Below are 21,219 nucleotides of genomic sequence, written 5' to 3'. Positions count from 1 at the left end.
CTTGAGGTGTAGCATGCTAGACATCCTTTTCGAAAGGATCACCGTCTGACACGGTCCAGATACCGTCTGGCGCGCCGGTGATCCGTGCACGGCCCTCACGCATCCGTTTGCCCCGGTTTTCGAGCCGTATCGCGATCAGATTGATGATATCCTGTGCCTCATGTGTCAGGTGGACGACATCAAAGAAGACCGACGTCTTGGCCGTCCGGAACTTCAACCGCTGTTGGCGCACGCCCTTGAGATACGACCATTGCACGCTCACCAGATCATCCAGCGCGATCACCTGGTCACCACGGCGCGTCACGACCCGCACGTCCTTATCGCTGATGATCAACCGCACCCGCGGTGTGCGCCTTGGAAACGCCGCCCAGAGCCCCAAAAGAAGCATCCCGGGCCCACCAAGAATGAAGACAAAATCGGCAAAATCATAGCGCAGCGGCAGTCCGAACCGCGCCCAGAACAAGGTCAGCGGCAAGGCAATGAAGACAAGCAACCCGCCACCGACGCGCCGAAACCGGAAATCCTCGCGGATGACGGTGTCAGCCACCTGTGGCGTCACCACGAAATTCGGCAACCAGCGCCTCGAACTGCGCCTGATACTTGGCCATCTTGTCGCCGTCGGTCTTGCTGTTCAGAAACGGACGGCGTTTGCCGGTCACCATCACGTCCTTTCCGCTCATCCGATGCGCCAGAATCTCGTAGGGTCGCAACGCGTTGCTGCGCAGATCCGGGCGCTTGGCAGCGAGATAGGCGTATTCGGAGACGTCAAACGTGTTGGGCAGCCACAAGTCCGTTAGCGCCTTGCACCGTTCGAGCGGGCGCAAAGTATCATCGCCCAGCTTCAGCGCCACCAACCGCAATTCTCTAAGTTCCGGCAGATCGGTCAGCGGCTCCAGCGTGTCGATTACTTGGGTGCTGTTCATCCCGCCCGACAATATCAGCGCCTTCAGACCCGCAATTCTTGCCAGAGGCGAGATGTCATTCGCGTAACGCAGATCGTCCAGTATCAGTCCCTCAAGCGGCAGTTCTGCCAGCGGCGAGAGGTCTGCGAGCTTCTGCACCCACCAGAGCTGCAACCTGCACAGGCGTTTCATCTGTGTCAGTGGGGCCAGGGTGGTTGTGCGCAAGCCCTTGAAACCCAGAAACGCCACATCAACAAACTCGCAAAGCTGCGCGAGTTCAGCCTCATTGACCGAAAACGCAAACGCGCCGTCACCCTTGATCGGCGCATCCAAATCTTTGATGCGATGTAAGGTGCCATCAACAAAGACATGGCCGCCTTTGCCTTCGGGCACCGTTGCGGTTCCGCTAGCCCCTTCAGCATCATCTGCCAATTGCCCTAAAAGCGGAAAGCTTGGTTCATGCATTGTCACGCCACCTGTTCACAATGGGATAACGCCGGTCGAGCCAGAAGGCCCGGTTGGAAAGCCGCGGCCCCGGCGCCGACTGAAACCGCTTGTACTCGCTGATGTAAATCAAGTGCTCGACCCGCTTGACCGTCTCACGGTCGTAGCCCGCCGCGACGCAATCAGCCACCGACGCCTCCTGATCCACGAGCATATCCAGAATGCCGTCCAATACGTCATAGGGTGGCAGGCTATCCTCATCCTTCTGGTCCGGGCGCAGTTCAGCCGAGGGGGGCTTGTCGATGATCGACACCGGGACAACTTCACCCGCCGGACCTTTCATCCAATCGCAATGGTTGGCGTTGCGCCAGCGCGCCGTTTCGAACACGCGGGTCTTGTACATGTCCTTGATCGGGTTATAGCCACCCGACATGTCGCCATAAATTGTGGCATAACCCACCGCGACCTCGGACTTGTTCCCGGTCGTGAGCAACATTTCGCCGAACTTGTTCGACTGCGCCATCAGAAGCAATCCGCGCAAACGCGACTGAATGTTTTCCTCGGTCAGGTCCTCAGCAAGTCCTTCAAAAAGCGGCGCAAGCGCTTCTGTCACCGCCGCTCGCGGCCCCGCAATACTGATCGTGTCGTACTTCACGCCTAGCGCCTTTGCCGCCGCCGCCGCGTCGTCCAAAGAGGCCTGGCTCGTGTACTCCGACGGCAGCATCACGCAGCGCACATTTTCGGCGCCCAGCGCATCCACGGCGATGGCGGCAACCATCGCGCTGTCGATCCCGCCCGAGAGGCCCAAGAGCACCTTCTTGAAACCGGTCTTGCGCATGTAGTCGCGTAGGGCCTCGACCATCACCCGATAATCCTGTGCGGTCGCATCGGGCAGCAGCGCTTTCTCCCCGTCAAGGGCGACCCATCCATCATCGGTCAGTTCAAAGTCCACATGGGCATATCCGGTCTCAAACACCGGCATCTGCAGGGCGAGTTTCGCGCCGGGGTTCAAGACAAACGACCCCCCGTCAAACATCTGATCGTCCTGCCCACCGACCATATTTATATAGACCATCGGCACCTTATTTTCGATCACGCGCGCGACCATCGTGTTCATCCGGATCGGGAATTTGTTCCGGAAATAGGGTGATCCATTGGGCACCAACAAGATCTCTGCCCCGCTTTCCACCATCGCCTCACACACATCAGGATACCAGGCATCTTCGCAAATGGGTGCGCCAATGCGGGGGCCGTTATTGGTCGAAAAGGGCCCGGCAATATCGGCACTTTTGAACACGCGCACCTCGTCAAAGACGTTGAAATTCGGCAAGAAATGTTTGCGCATCCGGGCAATCACCTCGCCGCCGCGCAAGGTGTAGTAAGCGTTGTAAAGCCGCTCTTCCTCAATCACTGGACAGCCGATCGTCAGGGCGGGACCGTCAGCACAATCAGCCGCCAGTTGCATCAGGTGCTTCTGCGCATCAGCGACGAATGCGGGCTTCATGACTAGGTCCTGCGTCTGGTAGCCGACAAGGAACATCTCAGGCAACGCAACTAGGTCCGCACCGGCCTCTTTGCCCACTGCCCAGGCCGCCCGCGCCTGCTCCGCATTTCCTGCGATGTCGCCCACTGTGGGGTTCAGCTGCGCCATCGTAATTCGAAATATTTTTGTCATAGTTTTGTCCCAATGCACTGCGATGGATGTAGCAGATTGATGCGTGGGGAAAAGGCAATAGCGCCAGATCGCAGAAGTGATGTGAGCGTTAACAGTTGTCTCTATATAGGACGTCACCTAAGCTGCGCTCGGCTGGGGAATAGATGGAGAAACACATGAAGACGTTTGGATTAACATCGGGCCTTGCGGTGGCCGCATTGTCGGTGGCTTTCGCCACGGGCGTGCATGCCCAAACAGTCCAAACAAAACAATACGATGACGGTGGCGTCTACGAGGGTGAGTTCCTCGAAGGCAAACAGCACGGCACCGGCACCTACAGGCTACCAAACGGATACGAATATACCGGCGATTGGGTCGAGGGCGAGATTCGCGGACAGGGCGTCGCGACCTTCCCCAATGGGTCGGTCTATGAGGGCGCATTTGTCGCCGGCAAGCCCGAAGGTCAGGGTCGAATCACATTCGCTGATGGCGGCACGTTCGAAGGCGAATGGGTTGACGGCAACATCACCGGTCAGGGCGTCGCTGAATACGCCAATGGCGTGGTCTATCAGGGTGAGTTCCGCAACGCGATGCATCACGGCGTCGGCATTATGACCAGCCCCGGCGGTTACATTTACGAAGGTGAGTGGATCAACGGCACCAAAGAGGGGCAAGGCAAGATCACCTACCCTGATGGCGCGATATATGAAGGCACATTGAAAGCTGGCGAGCGTGATGGCACCGGAACACTCAGCATGGCAGATGGGTTGGTCTATTCAGGCGAATGGGTTGACGGCCAGATCCAGGGCGTCGGCACACTGACCCAGCCCAATGGCGATGTTTACGAAGGCGATCTGGTCGCTGGCCGCCGTGAGGGTAACGGCAAAATCACCTACGCAAACGGTGATGTCTACGAAGGCACGTTTGTCTCCGACCGCCGCGAAGGCACGGGCACTTTCCGCGGTGTTGACGGCTATGTTTACACAGGCGCGTGGGTCGCAGGCCAGATTGAGGGAAATGGCGAAGTCACCTATCCCGACGGATCGGTCTATGTCGGCTCATTCGAAAACGATTTGGCCCACGGCTCGGGCAAGATCACCTACACCGACGGGTCAAGCTATGAAGGCGACTGGGATATGGGTGTCATCAACGGCACCGGCATTGCCACTTACGTCAACGGCTTGGTCTATGAAGGCGAATTCCTCAATGCCAAGAACCATGGTCAGGGCACGATGACCTATGACGATGGCTATGTTTACGAAGGCCAGTGGGCCGAAGGCCAACGCAACGGCATGGGCCGCGCGACTTATGCGGACGGCACCATCTATGTGGGTGAATTCCAGAACGGCCAGCGCCATGGCAATGGTGAAATCACACTGCCAGATGGCTTTAGCTATGTGGGCGCATGGTCCGAAGGCGTCATCAACGGCCAGGGTGTTGCCACATATGCAAATGGCGATATTTACGAAGGTGAGTTCGTGCGAGGGCGCCGCGAAGGTGAAGGCACAATGCGTTATGCCACCGGTCAGGAGACCACCGGCATCTGGTCTGACGGAGCTCTGGTTTCAGAGACGAACGCCGACAACTAAAACCTGAACAATACATTCGGGGGCTTCGCGCACAGCGCGGAGCCCTTTTCGTTTGTGACAATTCTTCCATGACTGACAATTGCGGTGACAATCGATACCGCGTAGCGGCCCAAGAATGCGAAGTGGGTGACGCTCGAATGGCAGCGACGCGCTGGAAGCGGACTCTGCAAAGTTGCAAAGTATGGGCGGTTTCAAGGACATGCGCGGCCAATACAGGATGCGCGCGCCAACCTCGTTCGATCGCGAATGTCCTGAGCGGATCTTCCAAGAGAGGCACCATGCCCTTAACCCTCACACAGAGGTCAATCTTCTTGTGGTTCGTATGGTGCCTCCAAATTTCGGAGACGTGCTGACGCTATCCCGGAAACTGACAGGCGGCCCTACGGGAAGCTTGCCGTCTGCGAATTCTTTCATACAAAGAAGTTTCAATGCTTGGTGCAAGCACGCAACAAACCGCTACCCACTCCAGTATTTCGAACTAAGTCTCTACACATCAGTTGCGGCGGGTGTCGTTGCATCTGCGATCAAATTACATCCTGATGCGCCAACGAGCAACACATGCAATCTATTATACCCGCTTCGCCCAAAAAATGAGAAAAATCAAAAACAAAAATGCCTTATCCCCTACGAGGCACTGTCAGCAAACAGATCCTCTATATGGCCGCGATGTCTGGTCATTAGGTCCACGACCATGCTGTTGCTCTGAATGTTTCGTTGAAGTGGGGTGGGGTCGCATAGGCTGACGCGGTTTTTCTTCGCAAAGGCTGCAACTTTCGAAAATTGCTTGAGTTCGAGAAGGATGGAACAGGCACCAATTATGAGTAGGGCGTGTGCACGGTTGCGTTCCAGTATGGACCAGGCCCAAGCGGCAGCCTTTTCCCAGTCTTTTGCAAAAAGGTAGGCACAACCAAGCTCAAACGACATAGGCTCAAGCGCGTGGGTATCTCTCATGGTCTTCCGGAAAGCTTCGCCCAACCTGATCGCCTCGCCCGGTTTTCCTGTGTGCGTCATAAGGAAGACGCGCATGTATTGCGACCACTCCGAACTGTCATCGCACTCCAGTGCGAAGCGTATGTGGTCGTCGCTTGCAGCAAAATCACCGTCGAATGCGAGGGCTCTACCCATGGATAGATGCGCGTCCACATCAAACCTGTTCAGCCTCAGCGACTTATCGGCAAGGGTCGTGGCCTCTTCCAGCAAAGCCGATGCGGCAGGTGCGTCAGCTGTGGCGATCGCTGCACCTCCCGCCATGAAAGACAGGCCTGCATAGGAGCCGGAAAAATTGGGATGTCGGTCCTGCAATTCGCGGAAAATACCAGCCGCCACGTCCTGATCCGCTTTTGTGCAATTTCTGGCCAACTTGCGTGCCGATTGATAAAGCGCCCGGTCTTCTCGTGCTTCCGAAAGATTGATGACCGGGGGGCGAGAGCCGCCATAGCCGGTTGCGCCCAATTCCTTGCGCAGTGCGATTTTCGAGCTCACGCCCAGCTTTCGGTAGATGTTCTTCAAGTGGCTGCGCACCGTGTGCGGGGACCGCCCCAGTTGAGTGGCAATTTCCTTGAACGACGCACCATCCGCATAATGATCCGCGACCTTGCGTTCGGTCTGGGTGAGTGGCGCGTTCTCGTTCATCGTCAGTCTTTACGGTCCGGTCATAGATCTGCCGCCTCAGTATCATTGGAACCTTAGGGCAAGAATACCGCATGTGCGGGGTACACGCCAAATGATTTCGTTGCTTGAATAAACCCGAAGCAATGCGAAGGCGATAAAGCACCCGGTTTGTGCTGTTGATCTAATGGCGACCAGGAGGTGCTGCCGTGAAAAATGCGACGTGTCGAATTGGCTGCGTGCTGATATTTGCTTTTGCATCAGCTTGTGGCGGCGGGGGATCTTCTCCGGCCCCGACCGCTCCTGCGGAACCGCCTCCATCTTTCAGTGAGTTGCAGACGGACTATCAGGCATTACTCTCGAGCGTTGGCACGGTACCATATCTCGACCCTATAGATTTGCCTGCAACTGGCAGCGCTCAATACGAAGGTGTCGTCAAGATCACGGGTGACGTTTCGATGACTGAACTGACAGGTCAGATGTTTTTAGATATCAATTTCCAAGACAGGAGCGTTAATGGTTCTGCTGAAAACTTCAGACTGAATGACAATACGCTGCTGAGCGGTTCGCTCCCGCTTAACGAAACCTCGATTCAACTTGACCTGATACCCGGCGAAAGGGCGTTCGTTGGTTCGTTCGAGGACAGTCGGCTTACCCAGCCCGGTGTGACGTACGACTTTGAGGGCCTTGGCTTTGACGGTTGGTTCCAGACGACCGGTTCCAATGACCCAAGCTACGTTGATGGTGGAGTTGGCGGTGAAATGATCATCGACGACACGCCCGCTTCATTTGGTGACGGGATACGAGAAACCACGGACGGTTATTATGTGACCGAAAAGGTGGACTAAAGTGACAAAGTGCACGGTGACGATACCTGGCGTTAAGACCATACTCCCGCACTGGTCTTGTTTTTCGGGAAAGTCTGAATCGGCAAGAAAGAACGACTAACCCATAGGTGCTCGGGTCGGACATGATCATGCGCCCTCCGATGTGCGAGACTGTACAAAATCACGCCGAAAGAACCTAGTGAATTAAGTGTTGGAGACTCGGACGGTTATGAGTACGCATAACAACCCGCCTTCTGACGCAGAGCTCTCCAAAGCGCCGGTTTTGGAGGATTGGTCATTGATCAAAGTGGGTGGGCGGCAGTACCGGTTGTCAGGTTTTGTCCGGCGCGCTCCTGCAGAGATTCCAGAAACAGTTGTGACATCTGCTGCCGCAGAGATCAATTTTCGTGAGGGTTGGGTCAGGACGGCGAACACACTCTATCGCTTGTCGTTTTGACGGTCTGCGTCGGGTCCAGGCTCAGAAATGGCTTGGATGGTGGCTCATAAGGCGTCTTCTGACGCACTGCGTTCGTTCGCTCATTCCATTTTTTCGGTTGGTGCTGGCTCTTCTTTCGGGAGGTGGTCATAGCAACAGTCCCTGTGAATTACTGTATCAGCATCATTGCAACCTTTCAACAAGAATACCGCATATGCGGGATACCCCCCGATCTGTTTCGTTGCTTGAATGGATGTGAAGCACGGTGAATTCGATGAAGACGTTCAAGAATAGCAGATACCTCATTTTAGTCCTTACGCTTCTGTCAGCCTGCGGCGGTGGGGGCGGGGGTGGTAATTCCGAACCGCCGACTTCACAAGAGCTAGTCGACCTTTGGCGTGACCTCGACGACCGGATTGATGCTGCCCCCGACTTCTCTGCAATGAACCTGCCTACTTCGGGTGGAGTTCGTTACGCAGGGCCGCTTCAGATCGTCACTTCGAACCCAACGATAGAAATGTGGGGTCAGATGCATCTGGACATGAATTTTTCCAACGATGAAGTGACCGGCGGCGCACAGAATTTTCGCAAGAATGACGATACTTTGTTGGAGGGCAGTCTGACGCTTATACCGGATCAGCTTATTCGCAGCGAGTTTACGCCGCTCACGGCCACCTTCGCTGATGCGCGCCTCACTGAACCAGGTGTCACTTACGACATAGAAAGACTGGGGATCACGGGGCGCTTCTACGGCACCACAGGTGAACTGATGACCGGCATCGTATCGGGCGATGTCGTGTGGGACAATACGCCTGCCTCTATCAATGACGGGATCACATTGGACGCTGGTGGCGACTATATTCTGGAGAGAGAGGATTAGACGATCATTGCACTTCTCTTTTCACCACAAGATCTCAAACCTGCGTCATCCATGGTTCCATGCAGCGGTCACTGATGAATGCGGTTCGTCTGGTTCAATAGCGCTGGTCAGGGCCCTCTTTTCACGATGGCACATTCAGTTTCAGCCGGAAGACGTCTGTTCGTGTACCGAAGGAAATCATCACGCCAACGAAAGCTGCAGATTGCCTGGCCCGACAGGTGAAAGCGCCAGGAAAGACGCCATCGCGACCTGATGTCTTAGACCGACCCAAGTGAAAAAGGAGATTTGAACATGATAATCCAACGCGGGACCCGCGCGCTTTCTTTTGCCGTGCCGCTTATTTTTCTTGCCGGTACAGCGACAGCGGGCGGTCTTTCCGATCCAATCATCCCTGTCGCGCCACCTCCGCCGCCAGTGCCAATGGCTGACTGGACAGGTCCTTATGTCGGATTGCAGGTTGGTAACGCAGATGTGGAAACAGATGATACCGACGATCTGGTCGAGACGGACGGCGCAATCTATGGCCTTCACGCCGGCTATCTTTTTGATCTGGGTGCGATCGTTCTGGGCGCAGAAATTGATTATGACCTGACCAACATCGACGAGGAATCCGTTGATCCAGATGCAGATCTGGAAATCGACCACATTGCCCGTGCAAAGGTTCGGCTTGGGTATGACGCGGGGAGTTTTCTTCCTTATGTCACTGGTGGCATCGCCCGGTTAGAGCTCACTTCGTTTGGCATTGAACGAACAGATACAGGCACTTTTTTTGGTGGCGGGCTTGAATACCGTGTTGGATCCAACATCCGGGTCGGAGCTGAATTGTTGCATCATCAGTTTGAAGAGTTCGACGATACAATCACCGATATCGACGCGACGACGATCGCACTCCGCGCATCTTACCAGTTCTAGAGTCCGGAGCCGATAACTGACGGTCTTTGGAGCATACCTTTATGATAAAATCACCTGTTTCTATAGTAGTATTTGTGGCCGCAACGGCCGCAGCACAGTCGGCCCTGGCGCAGGGCTTCGGTGACACATGGTACGTGAGCGCCTTTGGCGGATACTCAAATATCGGTAGCATTGATACCAACTTTGCGGCCGATAAGGTCGAGCATGAATTTGATGACAGCTATGCGCTGGGTATCACGGTCGGCAAGACGGTTGCGCCAAACCTGCGCGCGGAGCTGGAATTGTCCTATTCTTCCTATGACGGCGGCAACGTGACCTACGATCTCTCCGGTTTCGATTTCACAACAGAGGGCGACGCCGATCTGACATTTCTATTGGCAAACGTCTGGTACGATCTGCCAAGTGTTGATCTCGGCGGCGGTGCCGTTCCCTATGTGGGAGCAGGCATCGGCGCAGTTCGACTGCATACTGATACATTCTTCAATGGTTTTGGGAGCGGTTACAGCGACACCGTCACGGCTACCGCATTTCAGATCGGTCTCGGTGTCCAACTTCCGATCAACACGGGAATGCTTGATATCGGTTATCGGTTCAAAGCGGCGCAGGGCTTCGATATCGACAATGTTGCTATTGGTTTCGGTCGGTTCGACGATGGGGACTTCAACTCAAACAACCTGCAGGTCAGTTACGCGATCAAGTCTTAATCTTTAGCGCATCCTCGGTTGCGTTGAGCTGCGGAAGTTCAAACTGAACGGTTGCAGATTAGTTGGGCCTGACACGCACAGTTGCTGTTTTGGGCCGCGCGCGGACCTTGCGTCGTTCAATTCGAATGTCCAGTTAGGGCTGGCACGGGTCATCCGACCTAAACCGTCGGATGTCGCCAGCGAGCCCAAAACACCAGACGCTGCGCTTGGCAGGAATGTCCTGTCTCACACGACGGCCAAAAAACTGCCAAAGTCAAGTTATGTTACACTAGGGGTTTTTGGTACAAGGTTTTATTGCCTCTGGCGAACAGACATCCAATGCCGACCCCCAGTTTTGATGCGTTGGTTTTGGCAGGAGTTTTTGATCTGGTGTAGGTACAAGCTGGCCCTTCCAAAAAACCGGTGTTAGATATCCTCAGTTACCGAGATCAAACTGGTGCAACAAGTCGCTGCCTCGGGCCATTTGTACCAACTCGCCACAAACGTCGGTCGGTTCGGTCGCCGTAAAAAAGACCCATTCTATATCCGCCAGAAGAGGCGTCAAACGTCCCTCTTCATACAGTTCCGATATTGCGAAGTCTTTCTCAAAGATGACAGAACCACCAACCATGCTGCCGGGCTCTGGCTGAAACACGATCGAACGTCTTGCCAACACATCAGCTGCTTCAACCTGGCCGATAATTGATTGTTCGAATGCGATGCTACAATCAGGGCATCGCAGGGTGGTTACGATAGAATTGTCAAAGAGTAATGCACCCCGAGCATTGATCGTCACCTCTTCGATAAACAGCCCGTGGAACCGCTCTGGCACACGATTGTCGTCTAGTCCCAGTTCAGAGAGTACCATATAGGCACCAAGTGCAACTGCTCCGTTCTCATCAGTCAAAAGAAACCCTAGAGCCTCGCGAACCTGTTCAACAAGCCGTCCGTCTCGTGCGAGGCGAACTAGAGCCTGTATAACCGCTCGGCTGGGAGGCCGCTGAAGTCTATCACTTTCACGTACCCCTATAGCGCAGTTGGCATCTTCGTTGCCGGCTAGAAGTCCCCAAGGACCAATAAAGTCTGCGTCAACAAAAACCTCCTCCATGGAGACCTCAGAAGCAGATGCAAGAATCTGGTTTCGTAACTCGCTCACAAGGGACAGTGTCAATATCTCATTTTGCATCGCAGCTTGTTCAATTTGGTCGCGCAATCGCTCTGTCTGCGCTTGCATCAAGCCGGTCTGACTGCGCATAAACTCCGTCTGCTCGGTCACACGTTCTGTCTGGGTCTGCAGCGCCCGAGTCTGCGTGCGCAGGGTCTCGGTCTGTTCTCCGAGTTTTCGGTTCTGTTCAAACAGCAGCACCGTACCCGTAAAGGTTCCAAAAGCGAGTAGTAGGCCAAGCGCGCTTGCGATCACCCAGCGGTAGAGATTGGCCCAGGCCCACCAGCCCGCAAAGGTTTGCCCCAATAAAACAGCACTCTGTTCCGCCGCCGCGCGATCACCGGTACTTGCTGAAGATATAGTAGTCACCAACGCAGCCGTCACATCGTGTAAGCTCGCCTCGCCACGCCCTAGCATTCGCCGCAGAATGGCATCGCGAAAAAATAGGGCCAATATCAATAGCGCCACTAGTCCAGCAATCACGCCAAAGATGAACACCGCAACATATTCAGTTAGGTCGCCCGCCGCGCCCCAGACCCCCACAGCAGTGGGGACGATCAGCAACGCTGCCGCGAAAAATCCGATCCAGAAAGATAGATGTTTTGCCATCGGAAAAAACAGTATTCGTGCGACACCGTGTGATGCAATAGGGGCTTATCTGGCAACTCTCGGTTTGTAGACGTAAAAGTCGCTGCTTCAACCCGCTCAACGCCCGAAAGGGTGAGCTACGACAGGAACAGAGTTGGAAGTCGACCTTCAACGCGACGACCAAACAGCCAAAATTCAACGGTTTCAGGCTGGGCCATAATCGACCGATTTCGACCTACAATCCAAAAGCGGGCATCGGCGCAGCGATGGCGAACTGCAGCAATGTCCCGCAATCTGCCAGTGCGGCCCATAGATCGAATGTCGGCTTCGGGCTGCCCGCTGACCTCAGAACCCCGCACAGCCAAGGGAAGCGAAGAGCCCAAGTGCGTGATGCTGCGGAGTGAACGGATGTCAGCTATTCTACTGTCGCCGCGGCCAGTCCTCGTCCAATTTCAAGGCGCGGCGTCCGAGAGGCCTCAAGCGGCTGTCAAACGTCTTCGGCCATTCGCCGAACCACGCCGGCCAGCCTTCGGGGAAGAAGTCAGACGGAAAGCCCAGAGGAACGCGGCTTGCCTTGTCCAAGCGCAATGCGGTGTCTTCCGGGATCGTCACCTCGACGGCCTTGAGATTGTCGGCGACATGCGCCGCTGATCTTGCACCGATTATCGGGATGTGGATTGGAGAAATTTGTCGCAACCAGGCGATGGCGAGTTGTGCCGGTGAGCAGCCCAGTTTTTTCGCCTCCTCCACGACGACTTTGGCGACTGACAGTGCTTGTTCGGACTTGTATTTGTTGAAATGCCCCACCGCGCCGGTGGCCACGCGTCCGGCTGTGTCGCCCTCCAGCATTTTGCCGGTGAGCACCCCGCCACCAAGCGGGGACCAGTCGAGCACCGAAAGCCCCAACGCCTCGGCCATCGGGAGCAACTCACGGTCGGCATCCCGCTGCGCGAGGTTGTATTCGATCTGCAGCGCCGCGGGCCGGGTTAGGTGCATAAGCTCCGCAAGCGCGTCTGCGCGGGAGGCAAGCCACGCCGGAAAATCGGATAGGCCGAAATGCAGCACTTTGCCTGCGCGGATTGCATCTTCCATGGCGCGGATGACCTCTTCGACAGGCGTGAAGCCGTCCCACATATGCGCGTAGTAAAGGTCGATATAGTCGGTTTCGAGACGCTTCAGGCTCGCATCGAGCGACGCCATGAAGTTCTTACGACCGTTGCCGAACGCATTGGCATTTTCCGGATCCGTGCCGATTGTGTACTTCGTGGCGATGACAAAGCGGTCGCGCTGCCCTTTGATAAAGCTGCCGAGGTATTGCTCGCTGGTTCCGCCGGTATAGGCGTCAGCGGTGTCGATGAAGTTGCCGCCTACGTCGGTGAATGCGTCGAAGATCTTGCGGCTCTCCGACTCATCCGCACCCCAGCCCCAATCGGTACCGAAGGTCATGGCGCCGAGGCAAAGCTCTGACACCTTCAGGCCGGTCTGGCCGAGGAACGTGTATTTCATAGGTTTTCCTTTCGCTGTTGCGCGCAAAAGTAGACGACGCTGCCGTTTAATGAAGCCGTACAATCTTGCACAGGCTGTTGAAACCGAGTCATCTTACTTGAATGGACCTGAACAGCCTTCGCCAGTTTGCAGCCATCGTTGACGCCGGTGGGTTCCGCCCAGCCGCCCGGAGAATGGGCGTCACGCCGTCAGCGCTCAGCCACGCCATGCGGCGGTTAGAGGATCAGGTGCAAACGCGCTTGCTCAATCGCAATTCTCGTGCCGTTCAGGTGACTGAGGCGGGTGCCGCGCTTCTTGCACGCGTAGGACCGGCACTGCGAGACATCGAAGACGCCGTCTCTGGCGCTGTGGCTGGGTCAGAAGGCGGAACATTGCGTATCAACGCGCCCCGCCTGGCGGCGCAAACCATACTGGCTGAATGGCTGCCAGCATTCCACGCCGCCTTTCCGGCGATCCGGATCGAGGTCACGATCGAGAACCGCACGGTTGACATCGTCGAGGCCGGTTTCGACGCAGGGATACGGTTTGGCCGGGTCCTGCAACCTGATGTTGTCGCGGTTGCAATCGGCGAGGTGCAGGGGTTTTCCGCCGTGGCATCGCCTGCCTATCTGCGTGAGCGTGGCCCCATCGACGCACCGAACGCCCTTGGTGCTTTCGATTGCATCGGCTATCGGCTGGCGGATGGACGGATGATGCCGTGGCGGTTTCAGCGGGAGGATCAGTCGGAAACTTTCGTTCCGTCAGATCGTCTGGTCCTAAGCGATCCCTACCTGATGCGGGAGGCAGCCATCGCGGACATGGGGATAGCCTATACGTTGACGGCCTTTCTGTCTGATGCACTCGAGGATGGACGATTGGTTCCGATCCTGAAGGATTGGGCCTGCCCGCGCGACCGGCTGCATATCTATTACTCCGGCCGCAGGCAGGTGCCGTCCGGACTGCGCGCTTTCATCGATTGGTGCAAGGCGCGGTAGCCCTAGCTGATTTGTGAATAGATTTATGGCCAAATATGAGCACCGCAATGCAGGTTGGAACGCGTGCATTTCGCATTGGCTTCCTTCAAAAGCAGACACTGAAAAAAGCTGGGCTAATGTCCGGAAAGTTCCGCCAAGCCGACCACTTGCCTGTATGACACTTTTGCCTTGTGACAGGTGTGGTGATCGGGTCATATCCGTGCAAATCAGCGTCCAAGCAAAGTGTTCTCGACTTCAGAGGGTATCGCCGAAACCGCTCATGCGACATGCCTGCAATTTCGCATAGTCCGCGGCAAATACCGCGCGGAGGGAGATGATTTCGAACCGCCCAAAATGCAAGTTTATCTCGCGCCCATCGACATGCACCTCCGCTATTTCTTCTTCCAGGAAATTCACGCGCCACACGCGCAGAAGGGCTTTTGCGAAGGTCAGGCGCGCTGTGGTGTCATGGCCCGTTGCCTCAAAGGCCCGTAGTACGACCTCTGCCCCATCGAAGGCCGGTTTCAAGGTCTGGATCACGATATTGGCGCTGTCGGACACCACAAATGCGGGCTTTGCTGTCGCACCCCCCACCGCAGGTAGCACGCGAATAGGCGCGTTCAGATCATAGGCGGCCTGATCCAATACCTTCTGATTTGCGCCCGCGATAGGAAGCAGGCTGTAAGTGAATTCATGCATGTCTTGATCCGCCTCTGGATCAGGCGTGGTCGACGACTTGATCAGCGTCAGCCGGATCGTCCGATCGCGGATGTCGTAGCCGTATTTGCAGTCATTCAGCAAGGCAACCGCCAGCGTCTCATCTGCCAGTTGCACCCATTTTTGTGCAGGCACTTCGAACCGCGCGATGTCAAACGAGGTTTCGCGCTGGGTTGACCTTTCGATCATGCCCCACTGAATGTCGCATTGAGCTGTGCGTGCCTTCACAGAAGTGGGAAACGCAACCTTCAGCAGCGTATGTTTTTCGTGCCAATCAACCTCGGTTTCAAAATCGATCCGGTTGGAATGGGCACAAAGCCGGATCGTCTGCGTGATCAGGCTTTCGCGCCATTGACGCGACCATCGCAGGCTGGCGCGCAGCGGTCCGTCTTCGACAACCTCCAGCGCTGTCGGGCAATTCACCACCTCCATACGGTCTTCAAAGAACGGATCAATGTCCCAGGCGTCCCAACAAATGGGACGATCCTCGAATGCCTGCCATTGATTGCCTAAGGCCCCTTCTTGCAGGACGTCACGACCGGCCGTTTTATCATAGACGGATGCGATCTGTCCGTCGTCGCGGATCACGACGCGCAGGCTGGCGTTTTCGAGGATCGCACCATCTCTGACCAGGTTGCATTCGCAAAAGCCTTCCGGCGCGGATGCCCGACTTATTGGGGTCACCGAATATGGCGGCAAGGCCGGGAAGTGTACCAAGCTGCCCCCTTCGACGGGCTGTCCGTCTGGTGCTGCATCACTTGGAACAAGAGCGAGCCGCGGCCCGGCCACCGGTGACGTATTGGCGACCGCCACCTCATTGAGGGCCAACATCGCCGCAGCCTGCGTAGCGGCCTCTTCAACAAGTGCATTGATCGTCGCGAAATCCTTGCGGGCATCCGCAAAGACCTGCGGTACGGATGTGCCCGTGATGATGTCGTGGAACTGGTTGAGGCACAAAAGCCGCCACGCCTCGTCCAGATCAGGCACTATGCCAGCCATCGCCGCCAAAGCCTCCGCCTCATGCAGGGCCCATTCGGCTTTACGGTTGGCCCGTTTGATCCAGGCCTGCGAGGTGAAGACCCCGCGATGGCCTTCCATGTAATGCTCACCCCGCCAGACGGGCAGGTCATCCCGCAACGCCTCAAAATGCTCAAACGTCGCGCGAACGGTCTGCATCTGCATCCGCGGCATGCCAGGCATACCGGCATAAGCATGGGCCTTGGCAAGCAAGTCCTCGGTCGGCCCGCCACCGCCGTCCCCGTAGCCGTAGCAGATGGGCAGCGTGCGGACCTTTTCGCTGGCGTGTGCATTGGTCCAGCTGCCCAGCACCTCAAACGCACTCAGATCGCTTTTGTAATTCGTCGGAAACGGCAGATACTGCACATCCCGTGGCGTGGTCAGCACATGAGCGAGCACACGCGACCCATCGATACCTTCCCAAAGATGGGTGGACCACGGCACAGGGTTGCGCTGGTTCCAGTTCAGCTTGTTGGTTAGAAACCAGGGCAGGCCCGCATGTCGCATCAGTTGCGGCACCTGGCCGGGAAAGCCGAAAGTGTCAGGCAGCCACAAAACCGGCGTCTCAACATCCCCGAACGTGTCGCGATAGTATTGCCGGCCCAATACCAGTTGCCGCACAAGCGCCTCTGGTCCGGGGATGTTCATGTCGGGCTCAACCCATGTCCCCCCCAACAGCTCCCATCGGCCTTCGGCCACGCGATCTTTGATCCGCGCAAAAAGGGCGGGATAATCCTCGGCTGTGTAGGCATAAAGCTGCGGTTGGGAATGGCTGAAGAGGTAGTCCGGATCATCCTCCATCAGCCGCAGGACGTTCGTGTAGGTCCGGGCATTCTTCAGCCGGATCTGCGCGATGGGCCAGAGATAGGCGATGTCCATATGCGCATGGCCGATCGCATTAAGTGTCACGTCCAGAGGCGCGCCCGCAGCGGCAATCCCGCGCCGCAGGACCTTATCGGCGTTTGTCACGCTGGTATAGAACGCCGCACCCAGCGGGTGGCGCGTATCTAAAACACGAAAGGCATCATCGAGCGCCGCCAAGACCCCGGCTTGTACGGAACTCTCATCATCCAAAACCCGCGCCACATCCAATGCGGTGCTGGCAAGTTGATGAAAGGCCAGCAATGCCGGATCACGCTGCACCAACGCAGGCGTGCCCATGAAAAGCTTTGTTTTGCTGGCCGCGTCGGGCGGCCACCCCGCCAGGCCCGTCCAGCCATGCAGCGACAGCGTGTGGCGCTGCCCATCCTGTACCCAAGAGTCCAGCCGGATCGTGTGATGATGCCGGTCGGCAGAACCGATAGGGAGCGTATCAATATGCACCAGCGCTTCTGGGTGGTTGAAGATATCGCCCAAGCCGCCCAAAGGCAGATGCAGCGCGAGATGCTGCGCGTCCCAATCAGGCGGCACGGTAAAGTGGCTTTTCATCACAAAGTTCAGATCGGCCCCGCCCCAATAGCTTTGATGCGGGATCTCCTCCCACCCGGTTGGGTCCGCACAAATCGGCGCATCGACATGTGCGTCCTGCAAAGGCAGCAGACGGAAATGCGGCAACGGTTCCTGACGGCGAAAGATGTGGGGCGCGATCAGATCAAGCCGTGTTGCAATCTTTTCTGCCGTGAAGGGCCATTTGCCTTTCATCAGGAGGTGCCTTGAAGGCGCACCAGATCAAACCCCGGCACATCCCCGCGATAAACCGGCGGGGCAAGCGCCGCCTGCGCCTCCAGTTGCGCAGGGTCCCAATCGTCGCGCCCGTCCCCCCAGGCGCGGTTCAGGTCAGGCCAGGGGATCGAGTCGATCAGAAGCTGTGTGTAAGGATGTTCGGGCGCGCCAATCACCGCTTTTGGCGGGCCAGCCTCCACCACCCGCCCTTTGAAGAGCACGATGACATAGTCACTGACATGATAGGCCGTGGCGAGGTCATGCGTGATGTAAAGGATCGAAATCCCGTACTTGTCCTTCAGATCGTAGATGTTGGACAGGATCGACGCGCGTAGCGAGGCATCCACCATCGACACAGGCTCATCCGCAATCAGCAGCTTCGGCGACAGCATCAGCGCCCGCGCCACGATCAGCCGTTGCCGCTGCCCGCCCGACAACTGGTGCGGATAGCGCGGCAGGACCAGATCGGGGTCGAGGCCCACGGCATCGCAAGCCTCCTCCATCGCCTTTTGTGTATGCGCCTCACTCTCTGCGAGGCCGAATTGTTTGAACGGGAATTTGAGCGCATGATTGACCCGGTAGAAGGGGTTGAAACAGGCATAGGGGTCCTGAAACACCGCCTGCACATTTTTGCGAAACTCCAAGGACTGCGCCGCGTTCATCGCCTGCACGTCCTGGCCTTCATACAGCACGCGGCCCGTGGTGGGCGGGTTAAAGCCCAGCATGATCGACCCCATCGTCGATTTACCCGACCCAGATTGCCCGACAATTGAGATGATCTGCGGCGTATCCCCCTGCAGGCGGAACGACATGGGATGCAGGGCGGTGACCGGACCATATTCCTTGGTCACGTTTTCAAACTGTAAAAGCGGCTCCGCGCTGCCGCGCTTTGGGGCTTCGGCGCGCTTCTCAGGGTTCAGAAAACTCTCACCCCCCACCAGTGGGACCGAGGAAATCAGGTCTTGCGTGTAAGGATGCTTGGGCGCTTCAAGGATCTGTCTGACGCTCCCATGCTCGACCAATTCCCCGTTTTTCAGCACGGCCAACTCATCCACCGTCTGCGCCATCAGCCCCATATCGTGCCCGATCAGCATCAGGCCTGATCCGATCTGGCGTTGGATGTCTTTCAGCGTCTGCATGACCTGCCTTTGGGTCACCACGTCCAAAGCGCTGGTCGGTTCATCCGCGATGATCAGTTCGGGGTTCAGGATGATCCCCATCGCGATGCAGACCCGCTGTTTCATGCCGCCCGACAACTCATGCGGATAGAGCGACCCGGTATGCAGTGGCAGGCCCACGCTTTCCAGCGCCGCGTCTGACCGGCGTTTGAGTTCCGCGCGGTCGAGCTTGCCCTCATGCGCGATGATCCCGTCCCACATCTGCGGCTCAATCCGCATCACGGGGTTGAGCGAATTCATCGCGCCCTGCGGGATATAGGCGATGCGCGACAGCCGCGCGCGGCGCATCTGCTCCTCGTCCAGCGCCAGCACATCCGTGTCATCCAGAATGATCGATCCACTGGCCACGCGCCCCGGCTCCGCCAGCATCTGCATGACCGCCAGAGCGGTTGTGGTCTTGCCAGACCCGCTTTCGCCGATAAAGCCGACACGACGGCCCTTATGAATGTCGAGGCTGAGCGCTGTGACGGCCTTGACGATCCCTTGCGCGGTCGGGAATTCAATTGAAAGATCGCGCAAGGTCAGAACGGGTTTGTCTGTGCTCTGATCCAGCATCAGCTCAGCTTTCTCAGACGCGGGTTGGAGACTTCGTCAAGGCCGAGGTTGATCAGGAGAAGCCCGATGAACATGACCCCCAGCAGCAAGGTCGGAATGCCCCACCACCACCACAGGTTCTGGATCAGCGCACCGGCATTGATCGCCTCGTAAATCGTGCGGCCCAGGGTCGGGATGCGCTGCGGGCCGAGGCCCAGCACCTCAAGGCCAACCGCTGTAACAATCGACGTCGTGACCGACGCGATGAAGCTGCCAAAGAGGTATGGCACCAGGTTCGGCAGCATTTCCTTGAACATGATGTGCCCGGTCGAGGCGCCCGACAGCTGCGCCATCTGCACGTAACCTGACTGCTTCATCGACAGGACCTGCGCGCGGATCAGCCGCGTGGGCGACTGCCAGACGAAACCGGCAATCAACAGTGCCATCATCGTCAGCGTCACATCGCCAAAGGCGGATTGGAACACGACGAGGATCAGCAAGGGCGGGATCGTGATCATCACGTCTGCCCCCACACGGATCACATCGTCCGTGCGACCGCCCAGAAAACCCGCTGAAAACCCGAGGAAAATCCCGATGGACATCCCAATCAGGCTCGCCAGCAGCCCGACAAAGAGCGTGTTCGGCGCACCGATGATGATCAGCGCCAACATGTCCCGCCCGCCGCCATCGGTGCCCAGCGGATAATCCATCACTCCCGCCTGCCCCCGCAGGTTCTCAAACCCGATGGGCGGCAGGCGCAACGGGGCTGAGCCGGTGAAGACCAGCTCCAGATCCCACACCAAGCGACCAAGGAGACCGATGGCAATAATGCCGAGCAGCAGGCCAACGCCCCACAACAGCTTGGGGTTCAGCCACGGGTTATCAAACCGGCGAATGCGCCGGGCTTGGCGTCTCTCAGCACGGGTCATCGGCGTATCGGTCATGTGTTCGCCTCGTGTCTGATCCGAGGGTCAATGAACGGATAGAACAGATCGACGAGGAATACGCTGAGCGCTGTGATCAGGATGATCACATAGCTGACCCCTTGGATCACCGGGAAATCCTGATTGAGGATTGCGTCGTACAAAAGCTTGCCCATCCCGTTATAGGCAAAGATGCGTTCGACAAGGACCTGCCCTGCGATCAAGAGGCCGATCTTCAACGCAAAAGCCGTGATCTGCGGCAAGATCGCGTTGCGGATCATGTAGCGGTAAAGGATGTAGCGTGGCCGTAACCCCTTGGCTTCGGCCAGTTTTACGTAATCCTCACCCTGCACGGTGATCATCAGGCCGCGCATCCCGAGGGCCCAGAAACCAAAGGTGACGATCACGATGGATAGGGCGGGCAGGAAGCCGTGGTGGAGGACGGATTTGACGAATTCCCAGGTCCAGCCGGGTTCGACGAAGAGCCCGTAGGCGCCGGTCAGCGGGAACCATTGCAGCTTGGCCGCGAAGACCCACATGAGCAGCAGACCGGACAGGATTGGCGGGATGGAGGTAAAGACCATCGCCGCCGGGATCGCGACGCGTACCAGTTTTGGCGAGCGGTCCCAGACCATCAGCGCACCCAAGAGATTGCCGATGAAGAATGTGATGATCAGCGACAGGATCATCAGGCCCAGTGTCCAGGGTAAAGCGTTGAGAATTAACGTGGAAACGGGTGTCGGGAACGCGGCTGTGGAAAGGCCGAAGTCAAAAACCAAGGCACCCGAGAGATACTTGAAATACTGCACGATCAGCGGCTGATCGATGCCCATATTGGCCCGGAGTTGGGCCAGAATTTCCTCGGAATTTGCGACCGACGCGGCCCCGGCGGCCATCCGACCAAGCGCGATCTCGGCCGGGTCAACGGGCGACAGGCGCGGGATGATCCAGATGATCGTAGCGGCGATCAGCACTGTCAGCACCAGCGTTGTCAGCCGGTTGATCAGATAGGCGCGGGGGATGCGTCCCATGCAAAACGCT

17 protein-coding genes are annotated in these 21,219 nt (G+C 57.1%); 7 read left to right on the top strand and 10 right to left on the bottom strand.

What is annotated here, in order from left to right:
* Positions 1–16: 16 nt before the first annotated feature.
* The 3 genes from SLH47_RS00290 to SLH47_RS00280 are packed head-to-tail and all read right to left on the bottom strand — an operon-like array spanning position 17 to position 3,021.
* The gene (locus SLH47_RS00290) at positions 17–547 is read right to left on the bottom strand and encodes a hypothetical protein (protein ID WP_320237284.1); all 531 of its coding nucleotides are present in this window, start codon (positions 545–547) and stop codon (positions 17–19) included.
* Positions 540–1,367 carry a hypothetical protein gene (locus tag SLH47_RS00285; protein WP_320237283.1) on the bottom strand — a complete coding sequence of 276 codons (828 nt, stop codon included), beginning with the start codon at positions 1,365–1,367 and terminating at the stop codon, positions 540–542. Before SLH47_RS00285 ends, SLH47_RS00290 begins: the two co-directional genes overlap by 8 nt.
* Positions 1,360–3,021 carry an NAD+ synthase gene (locus tag SLH47_RS00280; protein WP_320237282.1) on the bottom strand — a complete coding sequence of 554 codons (1,662 nt, stop codon included), beginning with the start codon at positions 3,019–3,021 and terminating at the stop codon, positions 1,360–1,362. The genes SLH47_RS00285 and SLH47_RS00280 overlap by 8 nt, the downstream gene beginning before the upstream one ends.
* Positions 3,022–3,176: 155 nt before the next feature.
* Between SLH47_RS00280 and SLH47_RS00275 the strand changes: the two genes are divergently transcribed.
* Positions 3,177–4,589, top strand: coding sequence for a 2-isopropylmalate synthase (locus SLH47_RS00275; protein ID WP_320237281.1), 1,413 nt, complete (start codon positions 3,177–3,179; stop codon positions 4,587–4,589).
* Between the two features lie 624 nt (positions 4,590–5,213).
* Here SLH47_RS00275 and SLH47_RS00270 read toward each other — a convergent pair.
* Positions 5,214–6,221 (bottom strand): LuxR C-terminal-related transcriptional regulator, encoded by a 1,008-nt coding sequence (locus SLH47_RS00270; protein ID WP_320237280.1) that lies wholly within the window; start codon positions 6,219–6,221, stop codon positions 5,214–5,216.
* A gap of 185 nt (positions 6,222–6,406) precedes the next feature.
* Between SLH47_RS00270 and SLH47_RS00265 the strand changes: the two genes are divergently transcribed.
* The 5 genes from SLH47_RS00265 to SLH47_RS00245 all read left to right on the top strand — a co-directional run bounded on the left by SLH47_RS00265 (position 6,407) and on the right by SLH47_RS00245 (position 9,956).
* The gene (locus SLH47_RS00265) at positions 6,407–7,045 is read left to right on the top strand and encodes a hypothetical protein (protein ID WP_320237279.1); all 639 of its coding nucleotides are present in this window, start codon (positions 6,407–6,409) and stop codon (positions 7,043–7,045) included.
* Between the two features lie 208 nt (positions 7,046–7,253).
* Positions 7,254–7,481: a DUF6634 family protein gene (locus SLH47_RS00260; protein WP_320237278.1), complete on the top strand. Its 228-nt coding sequence runs from the start codon at positions 7,254–7,256 to the stop codon at positions 7,479–7,481.
* Between the two features lie 253 nt (positions 7,482–7,734).
* A complete protein-coding gene (locus tag SLH47_RS00255; protein WP_320237277.1) occupies positions 7,735–8,340 on the top strand; it encodes a hypothetical protein in 606 nt (201 codons plus the stop codon).
* A gap of 291 nt (positions 8,341–8,631) precedes the next feature.
* A complete protein-coding gene (locus SLH47_RS00250) occupies positions 8,632–9,252 on the top strand; it encodes a porin family protein (RefSeq protein WP_320237276.1) in 621 nt (206 codons plus the stop codon).
* Between the two features lie 41 nt (positions 9,253–9,293).
* Positions 9,294–9,956, top strand: a complete 663-nt coding sequence (locus SLH47_RS00245; RefSeq protein WP_320237275.1) for an outer membrane protein — start codon at positions 9,294–9,296, stop codon at positions 9,954–9,956.
* A 415-nt stretch (positions 9,957–10,371) separates the two neighbouring features.
* Here SLH47_RS00245 and SLH47_RS00240 read toward each other — a convergent pair whose 3' ends face one another.
* Together SLH47_RS00240 and SLH47_RS00235 are read right to left on the bottom strand one after the other, a co-directional pair.
* Positions 10,372–11,709 carry a hypothetical protein gene (locus SLH47_RS00240; protein ID WP_320237274.1) on the bottom strand — a complete coding sequence of 446 codons (1,338 nt, stop codon included), beginning with the start codon at positions 11,707–11,709 and terminating at the stop codon, positions 10,372–10,374.
* A gap of 399 nt (positions 11,710–12,108) precedes the next feature.
* Positions 12,109–13,194 (bottom strand): aldo/keto reductase, encoded by a 1,086-nt coding sequence (locus SLH47_RS00235; protein ID WP_320237273.1) that lies wholly within the window; start codon positions 13,192–13,194, stop codon positions 12,109–12,111.
* Between the two features lie 101 nt (positions 13,195–13,295).
* Here SLH47_RS00235 and SLH47_RS00230 point away from each other — a divergent pair, with 101 nt between their 5' ends.
* Positions 13,296–14,168, top strand: coding sequence for a LysR family transcriptional regulator (locus SLH47_RS00230; protein WP_320237272.1), 873 nt, complete (start codon positions 13,296–13,298; stop codon positions 14,166–14,168).
* A 234-nt stretch (positions 14,169–14,402) separates the two neighbouring features.
* Here the strand turns inward: SLH47_RS00230 and SLH47_RS00225 are convergent, their stop codons facing one another.
* From SLH47_RS00225 to SLH47_RS00210, 4 genes are read right to left on the bottom strand one after another with little or no spacing between them, the layout of a single operon-like run.
* Entirely contained in the window at positions 14,403–17,522 is a 3,120-nt protein-coding gene (locus SLH47_RS00225) for an alpha-mannosidase (RefSeq protein WP_320237271.1), read from the bottom strand.
* Positions 17,522–19,276, bottom strand: coding sequence for an ABC transporter ATP-binding protein (locus SLH47_RS00220; protein ID WP_320237270.1), 1,755 nt, complete (start codon positions 19,274–19,276; stop codon positions 17,522–17,524). The genes SLH47_RS00225 and SLH47_RS00220 overlap by 1 nt, the downstream gene beginning before the upstream one ends.
* Entirely contained in the window at positions 19,276–20,199 is a 924-nt protein-coding gene (locus tag SLH47_RS00215; protein WP_320237269.1) for an ABC transporter permease, read from the bottom strand. Before SLH47_RS00215 ends, SLH47_RS00220 begins: the two co-directional genes overlap by 1 nt.
* A complete protein-coding gene (locus tag SLH47_RS00210) occupies positions 20,196–21,209 on the bottom strand; it encodes an ABC transporter permease (RefSeq protein WP_320237268.1) in 1,014 nt (337 codons plus the stop codon). Before SLH47_RS00210 ends, SLH47_RS00215 begins: the two co-directional genes overlap by 4 nt.
* Positions 21,210–21,219 lie beyond the last annotated feature (10 nt).

Origin of the sequence: Cognatiyoonia sp. IB215182, assembly GCF_033963905.1 — a bacterium.
Classification (GTDB): domain Bacteria; phylum Pseudomonadota; class Alphaproteobacteria; order Rhodobacterales; family Rhodobacteraceae; genus Yoonia.
Note: the sequence above shows the minus strand (reverse complement) of the source record. Positions and strands in the feature narration are given on the sequence as shown.